The organism is Xanthomonas hortorum pv. pelargonii, from assembly GCF_024499015.1.
Classification (GTDB): domain Bacteria; phylum Pseudomonadota; class Gammaproteobacteria; order Xanthomonadales; family Xanthomonadaceae; genus Xanthomonas; species Xanthomonas hortorum_B.
This window is the reverse complement of sequence record NZ_CP098604.1, coordinates 3,963,393-3,979,684: the sequence shown is the minus strand read 5'-3', so window position 1 is coordinate 3,979,684 and position 16,292 is coordinate 3,963,393. Positions and strand designations below refer to the sequence as shown.

The window sequence follows — 16,292 nt, the reverse complement described above, 5'->3', positions numbered from 1 at the left end:
GGGGAATCGAGCGGACAATAGTAGCGGTTACCGGCACGGCTGGTGCCCTTTTCAGCCGCCGCCGAGTGTCTCGGGCTGGCGCAGGCCGTTGCTTTTCCTATTCCCCATTCCCGTCTCCCGATTACCAAGGCCGCGACGCTGTCGCAGCCTCAGATCTCGACCTGCGCGCCCAGCTCTACCAGGCGGTTGCCGGGGATGCGGAAGAATCCGGTCGCCGGGGCGGCGTTGCGATGCATCAGCGCGAACAACTTGTCGCGCCAGATCGGCATGCCGCGGTTGGCGCTGGCCACGATGGTCTCGCGGCTGGCGAAGAAGGTGGTGTCCATCGGGTCGAAATGGATGCCGCCCTGGTCGCAGGAACGCATCAATGCCAGCGGCACGTCGGGGGTTTCCATGAAGCCGAAGCGCACGTAGACGCGATAGAACTCGTCGCCGATCGATTCGATCTGCAGGCGCTTGTCGGCCGGGGCATACGGAATCGGCAAGGTGTCGACGTTGAGGAAGATGTTGCGCTCGTGCAGCACCTTGTTGTGCTTGAGGTTGTGCATCAGCGCATGCGGCACGACCATCGGGTCGGCGGTGAGGAACACCGCCATGCCCGGTACGCGCGCAGGCGGCGCCAGCATCAGGCCGGGCAGGAAGCTGTCGATGCGGATGCCGTCCTTGCGGATTTCCTCGCGCAGCAGCGCGCGGCCGCGGCGCCAGGTGCGCATCAGGGTGAACACCACGATGCCCAGCGCCAGCGGGAACCAGGCGCCTTGCAGCAGCTTGGCGCCGTTGGCGATGACAAAGGCCAGTTCGATGATGAAGAACACCACGCACAGCGGCAGCACCCAGTTGCGCCAGCGCGGCCACAACGAACGCGCCACCAGCGCCAGCAGCAAGGTGTCGATCAGCATCGTCATCGACACCGAGATGCCGTAGGCCACGGCCAGATTGGTGGAGCTGCGGAAGATCAGCACCAGCGCGATCACCATCACCATCAACAGCCAGTTGATACCGGGCACGTAGATCTGGCCGATGGTGGTGCGCGAGGTGTGCTTGATCAGCATGCGCGGGATGTAGCCCAACTGCATCGCCTGGCGCGCCACCGAATACGCACCGGTGATCACCGCCTGCGAGGCGATCACCGCCGCCAGCGTGGCCAGGATGATCATCGGATACAGCGCCCAGCTCGGCACCGCTTCGAAGAACGGGTTCTTCAAGGCTGACGGGTGATTGAGCACCAGCGCGCCCTGCCCCAGGTAATTGAGCAGCAGCATCGGCAGTACGAAGAAATACCAGCCGTGACGGATCGGCTTGGCGCCGAAATGGCCCATGTCCGCGTACAAGGCTTCGCCGCCGGTCACTGCCAGCACCACCGCACCGAGAATGAAGACACCGTGCCAGCCGTGCTGCATGAAGAAGCGGATCGCCCACCACGGGTTGAAGGCCTTCATCACTTCCGGCGCATCGACGATGTTCCAGATGCCGATCGCCCCCAGCGACAGAAACCACAGGCAGGTGATCGGGCCGAACACCTTGCCCACTTTTTCGGTACCGAAGCGCTGCACCATGAACACCACCAGCAGCACCACCACGGTGATCGGCACGATGAAGGGATGCAGGCTGGGCGCGGCGATTTCCAGGCCCTCCACTGCGCCCATCACCGAGATGGCCGGGGTGATCACGCCATCGCCGAAGAACAGCGAGGCGCCGAAGATGCCCAGGATGCCGACCACATACGCCGAGCGCGACCCGTTACGCATGGTGCGCTGGGTCAGCGCCATCAGCGCCATGATGCCGCCCTCGCCCTCGTTGTCGGCGCGCATGATGATGGTGACGTACTTGAGCGTCACCGTGACCATCAGCGCCCAGAACGCCAGCGACAGCACGCCCAGCACGGTGTCGTGATCGCTGGTCAGCCCGTAATGCGGCGAGAACGCCTCTTTGAGGGTGTACAGCGGGCTGGTGCCGATGTCGCCGAAGACGACGCCGATGGCGCCGATGACCAAGGCCATATGGCTATTGGCAGGCGCATGGCCGTGGCCAGCTGCGGAAGTGGGGGTCTGTGACATGAAGTGGGCAGGGTATCGCCAAGTGGCGTGAAGGAGAGGAAGACAGCGCGGTTTTCCTGGCGCAGTGCGGCCTGGAGGGCCTTGCGAATGACCGTGGCGACTTCGTCGCCTTCTGACCCGGCCTCGCGTGCCATGCGTGCGGCCTCGGCCGGCTTGTAACCCAGTTGCTGCAAGGCCACGGTGGCTTCGGACACCGCATCCGGGCCGAGCTGGCCGGTGATCGGCGCGCCACTGCTGAAATCGGCGGCGCGGTCGCGCAGCTCCACCACCATGCGCTCGGCGGTCTTCTTGCCGATGCCGGGGATGCGGGTCAGCGCGGTGATGTCGCCGCTGGTGATCAGGCGGGCGAACTCGTCCACGGTGACCCCGGACAGCACCGCCAGCGCGATCTTGGCGCCGATGCCGGTGACCTTCTGCACGTCGCGGAACAGCCGCCGCTCGCCTTCGCGCAAGAAGCCGTACAGCGACACGCTGTCTTCCTTCTGCGCGTAGTGGGTGAACAGAATCACGTCGCGGCCGACATCGGGCAGGTCATAGAAGGTGCTCATCGGCGCCTCCAGCTCGTACCCCACCCCACCCACATCGATCACCAGCCATGGCGGCTGCTTGTAGGCCAGGATCCCGCGCAGGCGGCCGATCATTGGGCACCGCCTTGGCGGTGCCGGGAATCGGGAGTCGGGAATGGGGAATCGCAAGAGCGCGTGCTGCTCTGGACCCTGCGTTTGCAATTCCCGATTCCCGATTCCCGATTCCCGATTCTCATTTCTTGCGGCTCCAGGCCTGTTGGGTATTGACGCCCAGGCGCTGCGCGGTGGCGCGCACGTGGGCGTGAGTGATGGCCACCGCCAGTGCGTCGGCGGCGTCGGGCTGCAGCTTGCCTTTCAGGTTGAGCATGATGCCGACCATGTGCTGGACCTGCACCTTGTCCGCCCCGCCCTTGCCGACCAGCGCCAGCTTGATCTCGGTGGCAGCGTACTCGTGTACCGGCAGGTCGCGTAGCACCACCGCGCAGATTGCCGCGCCGCGCGCGTGGCCGAGCTTGAGCGCCGAGTCGGCACTTTTGCCCATGAAGACCTTCTCGATCGCCACTTCCTGCGGCTGGTAGGTCTCGATCACCTCGCCCAGCCCGTGCAGCAGGCGCTTGAGCCGCTGCGCGAAGTCGCCCTCGCCCAGCAGCACCAGCGGCGCGTGATAGACATGCCGGCTGCGACCGCTCTCGTCGATGTCGATGACGCCAACCCCAGTGCGCTGGGAGCCGGGGTCGATGCCCAGGATGCGGGTCATCGAGGGGCCGGGAATCGGGAGTTGGGAATCGGGAATGGGTAGAGCGGCCTACTGGCGTGCTCGACGCTGCCGAGCGATGCAGGATGCGGCTGTTTCGATTCCCGATTCTCCATTCCCAATTCCCGGCGCTTACGCGCCGAGCGCCGCTTGATCGACGTTCGAGTACACGTCCTGCACGTCGTCCAGGTCTTCGAGCATGTCGAGCAGCTTGCGGACCTGCAGGGCGGTGTCGCCGTCGACGGCGATGTCGTTTTCGGCGCGGAAGGTGATTTCCGCATGCACCGGCTCCAGGCCGGCGGCGGCGAGCGCCTGCTTGACCTGGGCGAAGGCGTCCGGGGCAGTCAGCACGTCGATGGCGCCGTCTTCCGGGTACACCACCACGTCGTCGGCGCCGGCTTCGATCGCCGCGTCGGTGAGGGTGTCTTCGTCGGTACCGGCGGCGAAGCTGAGCACGCCCAGACGCTTGAACATGAAGGCCACCGAGCCGTCGGTGCCCATGTTGCCGCCGCACTTGCTGAAGGCATGCCGCACATCGGCCACCGCGCGCACGCGGTTATCGGTGAGGCAGTCCACGATGACCGCCACGCCGCCGGGGGCATAGCCCTCGTAGCGCACTTCTTCGTATTCCACGCCTTCCAGCTCGCCGGTGGCTTTCTTGATGGCGCGTTCGATCACGTCCTTGGACATGTTCGACGACAAGCCCTTGTCCACCGCCACGCGCAGGCGCGGATTGTTGGCCGGATCACCGCCACCGCCGCGTGCAGCCACGCTGATCTCGCGAATGATCTTGGTGAACATCTTGCCGCGTTTGGCGTCGGAGGCGTTCTTGCGGCCTTCGATCGAGGGGCCTCTACCCATGGGTGGTTCCAGACTGGCTTGGATGACAGGGCGCGGATTTTACCTGATTGCTCGCCCGCACCGGGGCGGCAGCGTTCAGTGGCGGACTCAGTGGCGAAATCGGCCGGTCCGCAGGAAGCTCAGCGCCTGCTGCGCGGCCTCGGGTGAGCGCAACAGACCGCTATGACTGGCCGGCACCACGCAATGGTCGCGCAGCCCGGGCAGGCGGGTTTCGGCCAGTGCCACGGTGCCGTCCGAGCCGCCGTCCAGCGGCGCCAGCCAGCGCCCGACCCCGCGCGCGACATTGCCGGCGACCTGACCGATCTCGGCCTCGCCCTCCCACTGCATGAAACCCTGCTGCAGTAAGCCCGCACTCCGCCCCAACGCCCATCGCCCGCCACGTTGGGCCAGGCCGCGCGCGGCGGCGCTGCCGCACAACGGCGAGCCCAGGCAGACCACGCGGCGCACCGGCAGCTCAGGCGCGGCGCGCAGAGCCTGCAACGCCATCAGCCCGCCCAGGCTGTGACAGACCAGCAGTTGCGCGCCGGTCGTCTGCAGGCGTTCGATCAGCTGCGGTACCGCCTGCGCGGGGCCGCCAAGCACGCTGGCGTAGCCGAACAGCGCAGGCGCCAGGCCCTCTGCACGCAGGCGACGCGCGAGCGGCAGCAGCCAGTGCGCGGTATTCCAGATGCCGTGCACCAGCAGCACATCGGCGGTTGCGGTGGTCGGTGCAGTGCGCGGGGCGTGTCTGGATGCGGCTGGACATGCCGAGGAGCTGCTGGGCATCAGCACGATTTCCAGAATGTGGCGCGCGATCGCCGGGCTGCTGCGGACGGCGCCTGCATGCGCTCAGTCGGCCGCGACGATCGGCTTGCGGCGCAGGATGTGCTCGCGATCGACAATCTTGCCGACCGGGAAGTCGTACTCGCCGACTTTTTCGAATCCGTAGCGGGCGTAGAAACGTTGCGCGCCGAAATTTTCCGACCACACGCCGATCCACAGCGTGCGCGGGCCATTGCGCTCAAGCCATTCCAGTGTGGTTTCGAACAGCCGGCTGCCCCAGCCGCTGTTCTGGTAGTCCTTCAGCAGATACAGCCGCTTGAGCTCCCCATCGCCGGGGCGCACGTCTTCATGCGGCAGCCCGCACGGGCCGGCGGCGGCGTGGCCGACCAGCAGGTTGTCCATCTCCAGCAGCCAGATCGCGTAGTCCGGATTCGCCAGCACGATGCGCGCGCGCTCGACCGCGTAGGTCTCTTCGAGAAAACCGCGCAGGTCTTCTTCCGGATACAGATGCCCGAAGGTTTCGGTAAAGGTCTGTGCGGCCAGCAGCGATAACGCTTCGGCATCGTCCGGTGTGGCGCGGCGGATGCGGGTCATGCGGGGCCTCTCGTGCCAGGTGGACGTGGCAGCTTCTCGCATGCAGATGCGCTACCGCAAGCGGGGATTGGGGATTGGGGATTGGGGATTGGGGATTGGGGATTGGGGATTGGGGAATCGGGAATCGGGAATCGGGAATCGGGAAAGCATCTGCGATGTGTGGATTCCGCGTGTGCAGGATTCGGCATGGGCGCTGACGGGTTCAACCAAGCGCGCACGACCGGCTCCGCATGGCACCGCGCAGGAAAGATAAACACTGCGAGGGATGGCTATCTACTTGCGGAGCTCAGGCGCGCTTGGGACGGACCTGCAGGCGCACTGCCGCCGGTGATCGGCGGCGGTTGGACGGCGGTGCCCCGTGCGCAACACCCAGCCGGCGCTAACGGTTCCACCAAAGCGCGCAGCGCTGGCTGCGCTGGGCGCCTTGTACAGATGACCACGCACACGGCATGGCCACCTGCTAGCGCAGGTCAGACCTGCTTCGGCCGCACCTGCACGTGCACTTCGGCCAGCTGCTCGGCCGGGATCGGCGACGGGGCGTCGGTCATCAGATCCTGCGCGCCAGTAGTCTTGGGGAACGGGATCACGTCGCGGATCGATTCGGTGCCGGCCATCAGCGCAGCGATGCGGTCGATGCCGAAGGCAATGCCGCCGTGCGGCGGTGCGCCGTAGTTCAGCGCATCCAGCAGGAAGCCGAACTTGGCACGCGCTTCGTCGGCGCCGATGCCGAGCAGCTCGAACACCGCGCTCTGCATGTCCGGGCGATGGATACGGATCGAGCCGCCGCCGATTTCATTGCCGTTGAGCACCATGTCGTAACCGCGCGACACCGCCGTGCGGGCATTGGCGCGCAGGTCGGCGATATCGTCCACGGCCGGTGCGGTGAAGGGGTGATGCAGGGCCACGTAGCGCTGCGCCTCCTCATCCCATTCGAACATCGGGAAGTCGGTGACCCACAGCGGCGCCCAGGTGTCGGCGATCAGCTTGAAATCCTTGCCGGCCTTCAGACGGACCGCACCCATAAAGTCTGAAACTTTGTTGTATGTGCCAGCACCAAAAACACGATGTCACCGGGTGCAGCTTTAACCGCGTCAAGAAGAGCGACAGTTGTTTCAGGACCCAGCACTTTAGCGACGGATCCCGAGACTTGGCTGATGTCAAAGCCGCTCTCAATAGCTCCGCCCCCTGCGCACCATCAGGAGTCTGTCCATGCTTGAGCCAAGCCAGACCCTTGGCGCCATATTTAGCAGCGTGTGCGGTGTACTCGTCGATCTGCTTGCGCGACAGCGCGGCACCGCCGGGGATACGCAGCGCTGCCACTCGGCCATCGGCGTCGTTGGCAGCGGAACTGAAGATTGCGAATTCACTGGACTTGACCAGCTCGGCCACATCAACCAATTCCAGCGCGATGCGCAGGTCCGGCTTGTCCGAGCCATAGCGACGCATCGCCTCGGCCCAGGTCATGCGCGGGAACTGCGCGGCCAGCTCGACATCCACCACTTCCTTGAAGATGGCGCGGATCATGTCTTCGACAAAATCCTGCACGTCGCGCTCGCGCACGAAGGCGAATTCCATGTCGAGCTGGGTGAATTCCAGCTGGCGATCGGCGCGCAGCGCTTCGTCGCGGAAGCAGCGTGCGATCTGGTAGTAACGATCGAAGCCGGCCACCATCAGGATCTGCTTGAACAGCTGCGGGCTCTGCGGCAAGGCGTAGAACTCGCCCGGATGCATGCGCGCCGGCACCAAGAAGTCGCGCGCGCCTTCCGGGGTGGCCTTGGTCAGGATCGGGGTTTCGATATCCTGGAAATCGCGCGCATCCAGATGCCGGCGCAGCGCCTGCACCAGCTTGATGCGGGTGCGCTGCATGCGCTGCATTTCCGGACGACGCAGGTCCAGATAGCGGTACTTCAGGCGGGTTTCTTCGCCCGGATTTTCGTGCGCGTGGAACGGCAGCGGCGCGGCCTTGTTGAGGATGGTGATACGCGTGGCGATCACTTCGACCTTGCCGCTGCGCAGCTTGTCGTTGACCGCATGCCGCGCACGCACCACGCCTTCGACCTGCAGCACGTCTTCGTAGCCCAGGCTGGCGGCGACCGGGAACACCTCCGCGTTCTCCGGTTCCACCGTCACCTGCACGATGCCTTCGTGGTCGCGCAGGTCGATGAAGCACACGCCGCCCAGGTTGCGGGCCACGTCGGTCCAGCCGGCGAGAGTGACGGTTTGGCCGATCATGGTCTCGTCGACCAGGCCGCAGAAGTGGGTACGCATCGAAAGCTCCGCTGAAAACCCGACACAGGACAGCGCCGGAGAGCCGGATATTCTGGGGCCGGCGGGCGGCAGGAGCAAATGCGCAGGCGCTCATGGTCGCTTAAGTCGCCGCCCGGCTGAATAGGCGCAAGCCCCTCCCGCACCAAGGACGACACGATGCTGCGCACCGCCCTGCTGCTCTCCGGCTTCGGCCTGATCACCCTCACCGGCTTGCTCGCCAGCGCCCCTGCCGCCGCGCAGGACCGCGGCTGGAACGGCCCCAGCATCACCTGCTCCAGCAACGACAACCGTCGCCGCGAGTGCGATACGCCGTTCCGCGGCCGCGCGGTGCTGGTCGAAAACATCTCCGGCACGCGCTGTATCGAAGGCCGCAACTGGGGCAGCGACCGCGGCCGCGTGTGGGTGGACAACGGCTGCCGCGCGCGCTTTGTGGATGGCCGCAACGGGAGCGGCGGCGGCTGGGGTGGCAACAACGGCGGCGCTGGCGGGGTGGCCGGCACGGTGCGCTGCGAGAGCAACGACCAGCGCCAGAAGATCTGCGATACCGGTTGGCGCCGCGCCATGCTGGTGCGCCAGCTCTCCAACACGCCCTGCGTGGAAGGCCGCAACTGGCGCCAGGACGGGGGCCGGATCTGGGTGGACGACGGCTGCCGGGGCGAGTTTGCGCAAGCGCGCGGCGGCGGTTGGGACCGTGGCGATGGCGGCTACGGTGGCCGCGACGACCGCCCGCGCAACGATTACGCCATCAGCTGCGCCAGCGACGACCGCCGCCTGCGCACCTGCGCCTGGGATGGCCGCTACGGCCGTCCGGTGCTGACCCGCCAGTTGTCCGACACCCGCTGCGAAGAGGGCCGCAGCTGGGGCTACGACGAGCGCCGCGCGACGGTGTGGGTGAATGACGGTTGCCGGGCGCGGTTCGAGGCGCGTTGAGGGATTGCGCGTTGAAGCAATGCGTGCGCGGGCCGGTCCTGGATGGGTTCGGGATCGGCCTGCGCGCTCCACCGGTCATCGATCGATTGGCGGATGACATGCGTTCGCGGCGGGAGATCGCGCTACTGCGACGCTGTTTGATCTGGTCTCCAGCTGAAGACGCCTGTGCTGGAACCGTAGACGATGCCGACTGCCCGGCCAATCGACCGGTTCAACTTCCCCAAGGCGCGGGCGGCAAAGCGACCGGCCGGGTGAGATCGAATTCGACCCGGAACAGACGCCCGCCTGGGCGACTCAGTTCGTAGACGACGCTGCGGCCGGGCTGGATTTCCATCGCCCAGGTGTTACTCAGCGAAGCGGTCGAGCCAAGGCGTTTGAATAGCGCAATGGACTCGGCATCGACCGGGAATTCCTGCCGGTTCGCGCTGCCTGCATTGATGGTAGCGCCGCCGTATTGGGTCAATGCGTCCACGCTGCCGTCGGCATGGCGGTGATCGTGCTTGAGGCGCAGGCCGGTGCCGGTGCGCGTCAGTACCCAGGTGCGCGAGTGGTCGTCGCCCACATGGAACGGCACGCGCAACTCATGCGCAGGGTTGTCGCAGCCGCGCACATGCATCACCATTGGCTTGCCGGCGAACGCGCTTGGCGTTGCGGAGACCGGGGTATCGACGAGGACGCGGCCGGCGAAGGCTTGTCCGCAGTGCGTGGCGAGCGCGGCCAGGAATCGATCTGCAGGTGCAGCGCTTATCGGTGCAGATGAGGCCACAGACGTGGACGAAGTGGCACATCCGCTCACGGCGGCGACCAGCATCAGCACGGCCAACCCTGGAGTGGCCAACGAAACGCGGTGAGCGAGCGCTGTTCTCAGCGTCGGGCCGCTCTCCGGCCTGCGCGCGCGGCCGTGGATCATGCCGGATCGGATGCTGGCTTGGACGCGGGCTTGGCGGCGGGTTTGCTCTCGGCGGCTGCTGTCGGCTTGGCTTCGCCACCGCTGCTGCTCTCGGTGAGGTTTTTCTTCTTCTCGCCTGCCGACTTGAAGTCGGTTTCGTACCAGCCGCTACCGGACAGGCGGAAGGAGGGCGCGGTGATCTGGCGCTTGATCGTGGCCGCCGCGCAGGCCGGGCAGGTCTGCGGATCGGGGTCGGCCATCTTCTGCAGGCGGTCGAAAGCGTGACCGCAGGTGGTGCACTGGAAACCGTAGATGGGCATGGCAGGATCAGCTGATGATGATGCAGGGGCGCAGATTCTAGTCGTATGCGGGCAAGCAGGTGCAGCAACCGTCTGCGCGTCGGGCACGCGGGAGCTGGTTGCGGGCGACAGGCATCGATCGATGTTCGCTTCGGTGCGCCTGCACGCTGACCGCGCACGTTCAACGCCGCGGTTGTCTATCTGCAGCTGCATGAGGTAAGAAAACGCCAAACGCGCATGCCGAAGTCTTGCGCAAACCTGACGAGTCGTCGTCACGTCGGTGCGACTGTGCGGAAGCGGACTGTGTGACATGTGCAGCGAGTCACGCAACATGCAAAAACCAGCGATTTGTGCCGACGTGACCACTACCCGCTGCTGTCAAGAGCCGTAGAAACGAGCCGCCTGGATCAGGCTGCAACACACGGTTCGATCCAGCCGCCGCACACTGGCCTGCTACACTCGAACACGTGATCGACGCGCCTTTTCCCCACAAGAGCCGCATCCATGTTGCGACTGACCGCCTTATTGCTGGGCGTGGCCCTGTTGCTGACCGGCAGCGGGCTGCTCGGCACCTTGCTTGCCGTGCGCGGTGGCCAGGCCGGCTTCGATGCGCGTGCGCTGGGCCTGATCATGTCCGGGTATTTTGCCGGCTTCTTTCTCGGCACCTTCTTCGCGCCGCCACTGATTCGTCGCATCGGGCATATCCGAGCGTTTGCTTTTTATGCGTCATTGGCTGCCATTGCGGTGCTGCTGCATCCGATCTGGTTGAACGCCTGGGGCTGGGGATTGCTGCGATTGGTCACCGGCGCGGCCTTGGTCGGCCTGTACACGGTGATCGAAAGCTGGCTCAACGCCGAGCCGGATGCGCGCCGACGCAGCCGGGTGTTTTCGGTGTACATGGCGATCAATCTGTCCGCGCTGGCGCTGGGCCAGATCCTGCTCACGGCCGGCGACGCAAGTGCGCCGGCGATGTTCACGCTAACAGCGATCCTGATCTGCGCGGCAGTGATGCCGGTGATGACCACACGATTGATTCCGCCCGAGGTGCCGCACGTGTCGCGTTTGCGCCTGAAAACGCTGTACGCGTTGGCGCCGGTAGCGACCATCGGCGCGGGATTGTCGGGCCTGGCAATGGGCGCGTTCTGGGGCTTGTTGCCGGTGTACGCCAACCGCATCGGGCTGGATGCCGATGGCGTGGCGATGTTCATGCTCACCGCGATCATCGGCGGCGCGGTATTGCAGTGGCCGATCGGGCGCATCAGCGATGGCCATGACCGGCGCATCGGCCTGGTCACGGTCAGTGTGCTGGCAGCCGGCATTGCGATAGCCGCCGCGGTGCCGATGGTGCAGGCGCAGACCACCATGCTGTTCGTGCTGTTCTTCGTCTATGGCGGGTTGGCGTTTTCGCTGTATCCGTTCGCAGTGGCGCACATGCTCGATTACCTGCCACGCGAAGATCTGCTCTCCGGCTGCAGCAGTTTGTTGCTGGTGCATGGCGTGGGCGCGGCGATCGGCCCGGCCTTGGCTGGTGGCGCAATGCAGAAATTCGGGCCGGCAGCACTGCCGGTGTACTTCGCTGTGATGCTGCTGGCACTGGCCGGCTTCACCCTGGCGCGCTTGCTGCGCTTCACGCGCCGCCGCACCCATCCGATCTCCTTCCGCCCGATGCTGCGTACGACGCCGTCGGCACTGGAATTGATGCCGGAAACGCAGCAAACCGAAGCGGCGCCACGCACCCAAAATGGCTGACAGAACTAATACGCCTTGGTCTATTGCAGAGCGGATGATCAGGGAATTTGCTGCGGGGGCTGATCTGCGGCTTGGCTGCAGGGCCCTTGCCCGCCCACCATCGCGGGACACGCCGCAAGTACATCCATGTAGGCTCTTACGCGGCATCCATGCCGCGTAAGGTCCCGCGACGGTGGGCGGGCAAGGGCCATTCGAGAGTGTCGGTGTGCATGGTGCAAGCAATGCATCGCGTGCTTCTAGCTCGCTAGCTCACATGCAGTTATGCGATCAGCATTGGCAAGCCAAGGCAACTCGCGAGAAGGCCAGCCTTTTTAACCAGCTACTGATACGCCCAGGGTTCCGTAGACACTCAAGACCCTCGTTGCGCGTAGCGCCGTTCAAACTCTACAGGGGACAAGTCGCCAGTTGAACCGTGGCGGCGGTTGGGGTTGTAGAACATCTCGATGTAGTCGAATACCTCGGCGCGAGCGGCGTCCTTGGTGGGATAGGTCCGCCGCCTGATCCGCTCGCGTTTGAGCAGGCCGAAGAAGCTCTCTACGGGTGCGTTGTCGTGGCAGTTGCCACGCCGACTCATGCTGCACACCAAGCCATGGGACGCCAGGAAACTGCGCCAGTCATCGCTGGTGTAGACAGACCCTTGGTCCGAGTGAACCAAGCAACCAGTGTTGGGTTTGCGCCGCCACACCGCAGACAACAAGGCCTGCACGACCAACTCGGTGTCGGCCCGATCGCGCATCGCCCAGCCGACGACCTGCCTGGAAAACAGATCGATCACAACAGCCAGGTACATCCAGCCTTCATGCGTGCGGATGAAGGTGAAATCGCTCGCCCAGGCCGTGTCCGGCTCCGTCACGTCGAACTGTCGGTCAAGCAGATTGGCAGCCGCCTTGCACTGCATCCCTCCATGGAAGCGCGGTTTGCGACCATAGCCCACCTGGGCACGCAGTCCCTCGGTGCGCATCAGCCGATGCACCCGATGGCGACTACAACGCTCACCCAGATCGCGCAGATCCGTGGTGATCTTGCGATGCCCATAGACACTGCCGCTGGCCAGCCAGTGGTGCTTGATTAGTCCAAGCAAGCGATCATCTTCCTTGGCGCGCTCACTGTTGGGCGAGCACAACCAGGCGTAATAACCCGACCGGTTGACCCGCAATACCCGGCACATCGCACACACCCTGAATTCCCCGCAGTGGGCTTGCATGAAGGCGTACTTTGCCTTTACCCCTTGGCAAAGTACGCGGCGGCCTTTTCTAGGATGTCGCGCTCCTCGGTCACTCGACGCAACTCTGCCTTCAGCCGCCGAACCTCGGCGCTCTGGTCCACCTCGGCGCGATGCACCACGCCAGACTTGCCGAACGTGCGCAGCCAGGCGTACAGGCTGTGCGTCGTGACACCCAGCCGCTCGGCGACTTCTGCCACCTTGAACCCACGATCAGTCACTTGCCGGACCGCCTCGATCTTGAACTCATCCGTATACCGCTTGCTGCTCATAGACACCTCCGAATCGACCATTTTCCATGGCCTTGAGATGTCTAGGAAACCCTGGGCGTATCAGTGGCGCATAGCGCCGGATGAGGGGACGGGCGCGAAGCGCACTACTGGAAGCGCGCTACATATGCGTATTCAACTGCCTAGGGCCTGTTAACACTAATGGCCCGAGCGATTAAACTATTGGGCATGGAGATCACGCCAGCACAATTTTCTCTGATCGAACACTGCCTGCCGGCGCAGCGCGGCGATGTCAGCATGACCAACCTGCAAGTGGTCAACGCCATCCTTTACGTTGCCGAGCATGGCTGCAAATGGCGCGGCCTACCCAAGCGCTTTGGCAACTGGCATACGGTCTACACACGCATGAACCGTTGGGCCAAGGCGGGTGTGCTGGACCGGATGTTCGCCCAATTGCAGAAGTCCCAGATCGTGCGCATCAAGATCGAAGCAGTCTCGCTGGACTCCACCAGCGTCAAGGTCCATCCCGATGGCACGGGTGCATTAAAAAAACGGCCCGCAGGCCGTCGGCAAGTCTCGCGGTGGATGGAACACCAAGATTCATATGGTTGCCGCAGATGCTCGAACAGCCATCACCTTTGGATTGACGCCTGGCAACGTGCATGACGCACCTGCAGGCCGCGCGTTGCTTGAACACCTGGGGCCAGTGGAGCGGCCGATTCATTTGTTGATGGACCGTGCTTACGAAGGCAACGAAACACGCCAGTTGGCGCTCGATCTTGGCTTCGTGCCGGTGGTCCCGCCGAAATCCAATCGGGTCGAGCCTTGGGAATACAACCGGGAGATGTACAAGCGGCGTAACGAAGTGGAGAGACTGTTCCGTCGCTTGAAAGGCTACCGCCGGATTTTCTCGCGCTTCGAGAAGCTGGATGTCATGTTCCTTGGATTCCTCAGCTTCGTCCTAGTCGTTGATGGGCTTCGGATGTGTTAACAGGCCCTAACACCTATGACCGATGTCATCGACCTTCGAGCAGCCTGCGCATCGATCACGACGTCACTGTCTGCTCAAGTGCAGCGCACCTCGAAAAAGCCAGGCGCTTTAGACAACGGCCATGAACCTCCAACAGCGTTACGCGCCCTCAATCAACTCCATCCACGCCGCCTCGGCGCCCGCCAACAACTGCGCGGTGGCCTCGCGATCGCGGCCCAGCACGGCCATCTTTTCGCTGTCGGGGTAGTTGGCCGGATTGGCCAGTTGCCGATCCAGTTCCGCCAATGCCGCTTCCAGCTCGCCCACACGCTTCTCGGCGCTGGCCAGTTTGTGCGGGTTGACGACTTTCTTCGGCGGCAGCGGTTTGGTCGGCGGTGGCGGGGTCGGGGCGACCTCGGCCAGCTTTTGCTTGGTGCCTTGCGCGGCCGGGCGGCTGCGCAGCCAGGCGGCGTATTCGTCCAGGTCGCCGGCGAACGGTTCGACCACGCCGTCGGCCACGCGCCAGAAACTGTCGCAGACCAGGCCGATCAGATGGCGGTCATGCGAGACCATCACGATGGCGCCTTCGAAGTCGCTCAGCGCCTCGGCCAGCGCTTCGCGCATTTCCAGATCCAAGTGGTTGGTCGGTTCGTCGAGCAGCAGCACGTTCGGCTGCTGCCAGGCGATCAGGGCCAACGCCAGACGCGCGCGCTCGCCACCGGAGAAACCGTCCACCACTTCGAAGGCGCGGTCGCCGGCGAAGTTCCACTTGCCCAGGAAGTCGCGGAATGCCTGATTGGAGCCATCCGGCGACAGCTCGCGGAAGTGATCCATTGGCGACTGGCCTTCGTGCAGCGACTCCACCGTGTGCTGGGCGAAGTAGCCGATGCGCAGATCCGGATGCGCACTGCGTTCGCCAGACAACGGCTCCAACTCGCCCACCAAAGTCTTGACCAACGTGGTCTTACCCGCACCGTTGGGACCGAGCAAGCCAATCCGATCGCCAGCTTCCAACCCGAACCCGACGTCGTGCAGGATCACCGAACCGGCGCCGTAGCCGGCGTCCAGATGATTCAGCCGGATCAGCGAAAACGGCAGCCGGTTTGGCTGGGCGAATTCGATGCGGAACTCGCGCTCGGCGCGTACCGCTTCGGTGCCGGCCATCTTGGCCAGCCGCTTCATGCGGCTCTGCGCCTGGCTGGCCTTGCTGGCCTGTGCCTTGAAGCGGTCGATGAAGCTCTGCAGATGCGCGCGCTCGGCCTGGCCCTTTTCGTGCGCGATCTGCTGCTGACGCAGATGTTCGATGCGCTGGCGTTCGAAATCGGTATAGCCGCCGACGTACAGCTTGGCGGTGCCGCCGTGCAGATGCAGCGTGTGGGTGGCCACGTTGTCGAGGAACTCGCGGTCATGCGAAATCAGCAGCAAGGTGCCCGGGTACTTGAGCAGCCATTGCTCCAGCCACAGCACTGCGTCCATGTCCAAGTGGTTGGTCGGTTCGTCGAGCAGCAACAGGTCGCTGGGCATCATCAGCGCGCGCGCCAGATTCAGGCGCACGCGCCAGCCGCCGGAGAACGAAGACACCGCGCGGTGATGGGTCTCGGCCGGGAAGCCCAGGCCGTGCAGCAGCTTGCCGGCACGCGCTTCGGCGTCGTAGGCGCCAAGCTCCGCCATCTTCTGGTGCGCGTTGGCGACCGCTTCCCAATCCTCGCGCGCAGTCGCTGCAGCTTCTTCCTGCAGGATGGCCGACACCTCGATATCGCCACCGAGCACGAACGACAGCGCCGGATCGGGCAGCGACGGGGTTTCCTGCGAAACGCTGGCGGTGCGCACCTTGCCGGGCAGGTCGACATCGCCCTTGTCCGCTTCCAGTTCGCCCTTCACCGCGGCGAACAGGCTCGACTTGCCGGTGCCATTACGGCCCACCACACCGACGCGGTAGCCGGCATGCATGGTCAGGTCGACGTTGGACAACAGCAGACGCTCGCCGCGTCGCATGGAGAAGTTGCGCAGGGAAATCATTGATGGACAGTCCGATAGAACGAAAAGGAATGAGCAGATGAGCAGCATTCCTGCGACGCCATTCTAGCGTTAACGAATAATTAGCGCCTTCAGGCTGGCCGCTGGCTTCATTCGCGATTGGCTTTTTGCGACCAGACCCTGCCCAGTCTTGCTGGTCCTGC

At 64.6% G+C, this 16,292-nt stretch carries 12 protein-coding genes and 2 pseudogenes; 3 read left to right on the top strand and 11 right to left on the bottom strand.

Annotation, left to right across the window (positions count from 1 at the left end; genetic code table 11):
* Nucleotides 1–149: 149 nt before the first annotated feature.
* The 7 genes and pseudogenes from NDY25_RS17140 to aspS form a co-directional block, all read right to left on the bottom strand.
* Entirely contained in the window at nt 150–2,057 is a 1,908-nt protein-coding gene (locus tag NDY25_RS17140) for a potassium transporter Kup (protein ID WP_047127030.1), read from the bottom strand.
* Between the two features lie 59 nt (nt 2,058–2,116).
* Nucleotides 2,117–2,698: pseudogene (gene ruvA, locus NDY25_RS17135) on the bottom strand (Holliday junction branch migration protein RuvA); the annotation flags it as partial.
* Between the two features lie 118 nt (nt 2,699–2,816).
* The gene (gene ruvC / locus NDY25_RS17130; protein WP_168958132.1) at nt 2,817–3,341 is read right to left on the bottom strand and encodes a crossover junction endodeoxyribonuclease RuvC; all 525 of its coding nucleotides are present in this window, start codon (nt 3,339–3,341) and stop codon (nt 2,817–2,819) included.
* A gap of 129 nt (nt 3,342–3,470) precedes the next feature.
* On the bottom strand, nt 3,471–4,199 hold the full coding sequence (locus NDY25_RS17125) for a YebC/PmpR family DNA-binding transcriptional regulator (protein ID WP_006451885.1): 729 nt from the start codon (nt 4,197–4,199) through the stop codon (nt 3,471–3,473).
* 87 nt (nt 4,200–4,286) lie between these two features.
* A complete protein-coding gene (locus NDY25_RS17120) occupies nt 4,287–4,964 on the bottom strand; it encodes an esterase/lipase family protein (RefSeq protein WP_168958131.1) in 678 nt (225 codons plus the stop codon).
* 63 nt (nt 4,965–5,027) lie between these two features.
* Nucleotides 5,028–5,555, bottom strand: coding sequence for a GNAT family N-acetyltransferase (locus NDY25_RS17115; protein ID WP_168958130.1), 528 nt, complete (start codon nt 5,553–5,555; stop codon nt 5,028–5,030).
* A gap of 470 nt (nt 5,556–6,025) precedes the next feature.
* Nucleotides 6,026–7,823: pseudogene (aspS, locus tag NDY25_RS17110) on the bottom strand (aspartate--tRNA ligase).
* A 156-nt stretch (nt 7,824–7,979) separates the two neighbouring features.
* Between aspS and NDY25_RS17105 the strand changes: the two are divergent.
* Nucleotides 7,980–8,753 carry a DUF3011 domain-containing protein gene (locus NDY25_RS17105; RefSeq protein WP_256627590.1) on the top strand — a complete coding sequence of 258 codons (774 nt, stop codon included), beginning with the start codon at nt 7,980–7,982 and terminating at the stop codon, nt 8,751–8,753.
* Between the two features lie 211 nt (nt 8,754–8,964).
* Here the strand turns inward: NDY25_RS17105 and NDY25_RS17100 are convergent, their stop codons facing one another.
* Complete coding sequence (locus NDY25_RS17100; RefSeq protein WP_233366470.1) at nt 8,965–9,564, bottom strand: hypothetical protein; 600 nt, start codon at nt 9,562–9,564, stop codon at nt 8,965–8,967.
* A gap of 95 nt (nt 9,565–9,659) precedes the next feature.
* Complete coding sequence (locus NDY25_RS17095; RefSeq protein WP_168958127.1) at nt 9,660–9,962, bottom strand: FmdB family zinc ribbon protein; 303 nt, start codon at nt 9,960–9,962, stop codon at nt 9,660–9,662.
* Between the two features lie 483 nt (nt 9,963–10,445).
* On the opposite strand from NDY25_RS17095, the gene NDY25_RS17090 reads away from it, so the two are divergent.
* Entirely contained in the window at nt 10,446–11,690 is a 1,245-nt protein-coding gene (locus NDY25_RS17090; RefSeq protein WP_168958126.1) for an MFS transporter, read from the top strand.
* A gap of 349 nt (nt 11,691–12,039) precedes the next feature.
* On the opposite strand, the gene NDY25_RS17085 is transcribed toward NDY25_RS17090, so the two are convergent.
* A protein-coding gene (locus tag NDY25_RS17085; RefSeq protein ID WP_256627589.1) for an IS3 family transposase occupies nt 12,040–13,184 on the bottom strand; the annotation gives its coding sequence in 2 pieces (ribosomal slippage) (nt 12,040–12,944 and nt 12,944–13,184; 1,146 coding nt in all).
* Between the two features lie 186 nt (nt 13,185–13,370).
* On the opposite strand from NDY25_RS17085, the gene NDY25_RS17080 reads away from it, so the two are divergent.
* Nucleotides 13,371–14,133 (top strand): IS5 family transposase gene (locus NDY25_RS17080; RefSeq protein ID WP_256628008.1). Its coding sequence is split into 2 segments (ribosomal slippage): nt 13,371–13,690 and nt 13,689–14,133, totalling 765 coding nucleotides; the frame shifts between segments, so codons are not numbered across the junction.
* A gap of 138 nt (nt 14,134–14,271) precedes the next feature.
* Here NDY25_RS17080 and NDY25_RS17075 read toward each other — a convergent pair.
* Nucleotides 14,272–16,131, bottom strand: a complete 1,860-nt coding sequence (locus NDY25_RS17075) for an ABC-F family ATP-binding cassette domain-containing protein (protein ID WP_168959000.1) — start codon at nt 16,129–16,131, stop codon at nt 14,272–14,274.
* Nucleotides 16,132–16,292 lie beyond the last annotated feature (161 nt).

Coding starts and splice junctions, on each gene's coding strand:
- NDY25_RS17140 (WP_047127030.1), bottom strand. CDS start 2,057: ATGTCACAGACCCCCACTTCCGCAGCTGGCCACGGCCATGCGCCTGCC.
- ruvC (WP_168958132.1), bottom strand. CDS start 3,341: ATGACCCGCATCCTGGGCATCGACCCCGGCTCCCAGCGCACTGGGGTT.
- NDY25_RS17125 (WP_006451885.1), bottom strand. CDS start 4,199: ATGGGTAGAGGCCCCTCGATCGAAGGCCGCAAGAACGCCTCCGACGCC.
- NDY25_RS17120 (WP_168958131.1), bottom strand. CDS start 4,964: ATGCCCAGCAGCTCCTCGGCATGTCCAGCCGCATCCAGACACGCCCCG.
- NDY25_RS17115 (WP_168958130.1), bottom strand. CDS start 5,555: ATGACCCGCATCCGCCGCGCCACACCGGACGATGCCGAAGCGTTATCG.
- NDY25_RS17105 (WP_256627590.1), top strand. CDS start 7,980: ATGCTGCGCACCGCCCTGCTGCTCTCCGGCTTCGGCCTGATCACCCTC.
- NDY25_RS17100 (WP_233366470.1), bottom strand. CDS start 9,564: ATGCTGGTCGCCGCCGTGAGCGGATGTGCCACTTCGTCCACGTCTGTG.
- NDY25_RS17095 (WP_168958127.1), bottom strand. CDS start 9,962: ATGCCCATCTACGGTTTCCAGTGCACCACCTGCGGTCACGCTTTCGAC.
- NDY25_RS17090 (WP_168958126.1), top strand. CDS start 10,446: ATGTTGCGACTGACCGCCTTATTGCTGGGCGTGGCCCTGTTGCTGACC.
- NDY25_RS17075 (WP_168959000.1), bottom strand. CDS start 16,131: ATGATTTCCCTGCGCAACTTCTCCATGCGACGCGGCGAGCGTCTGCTG.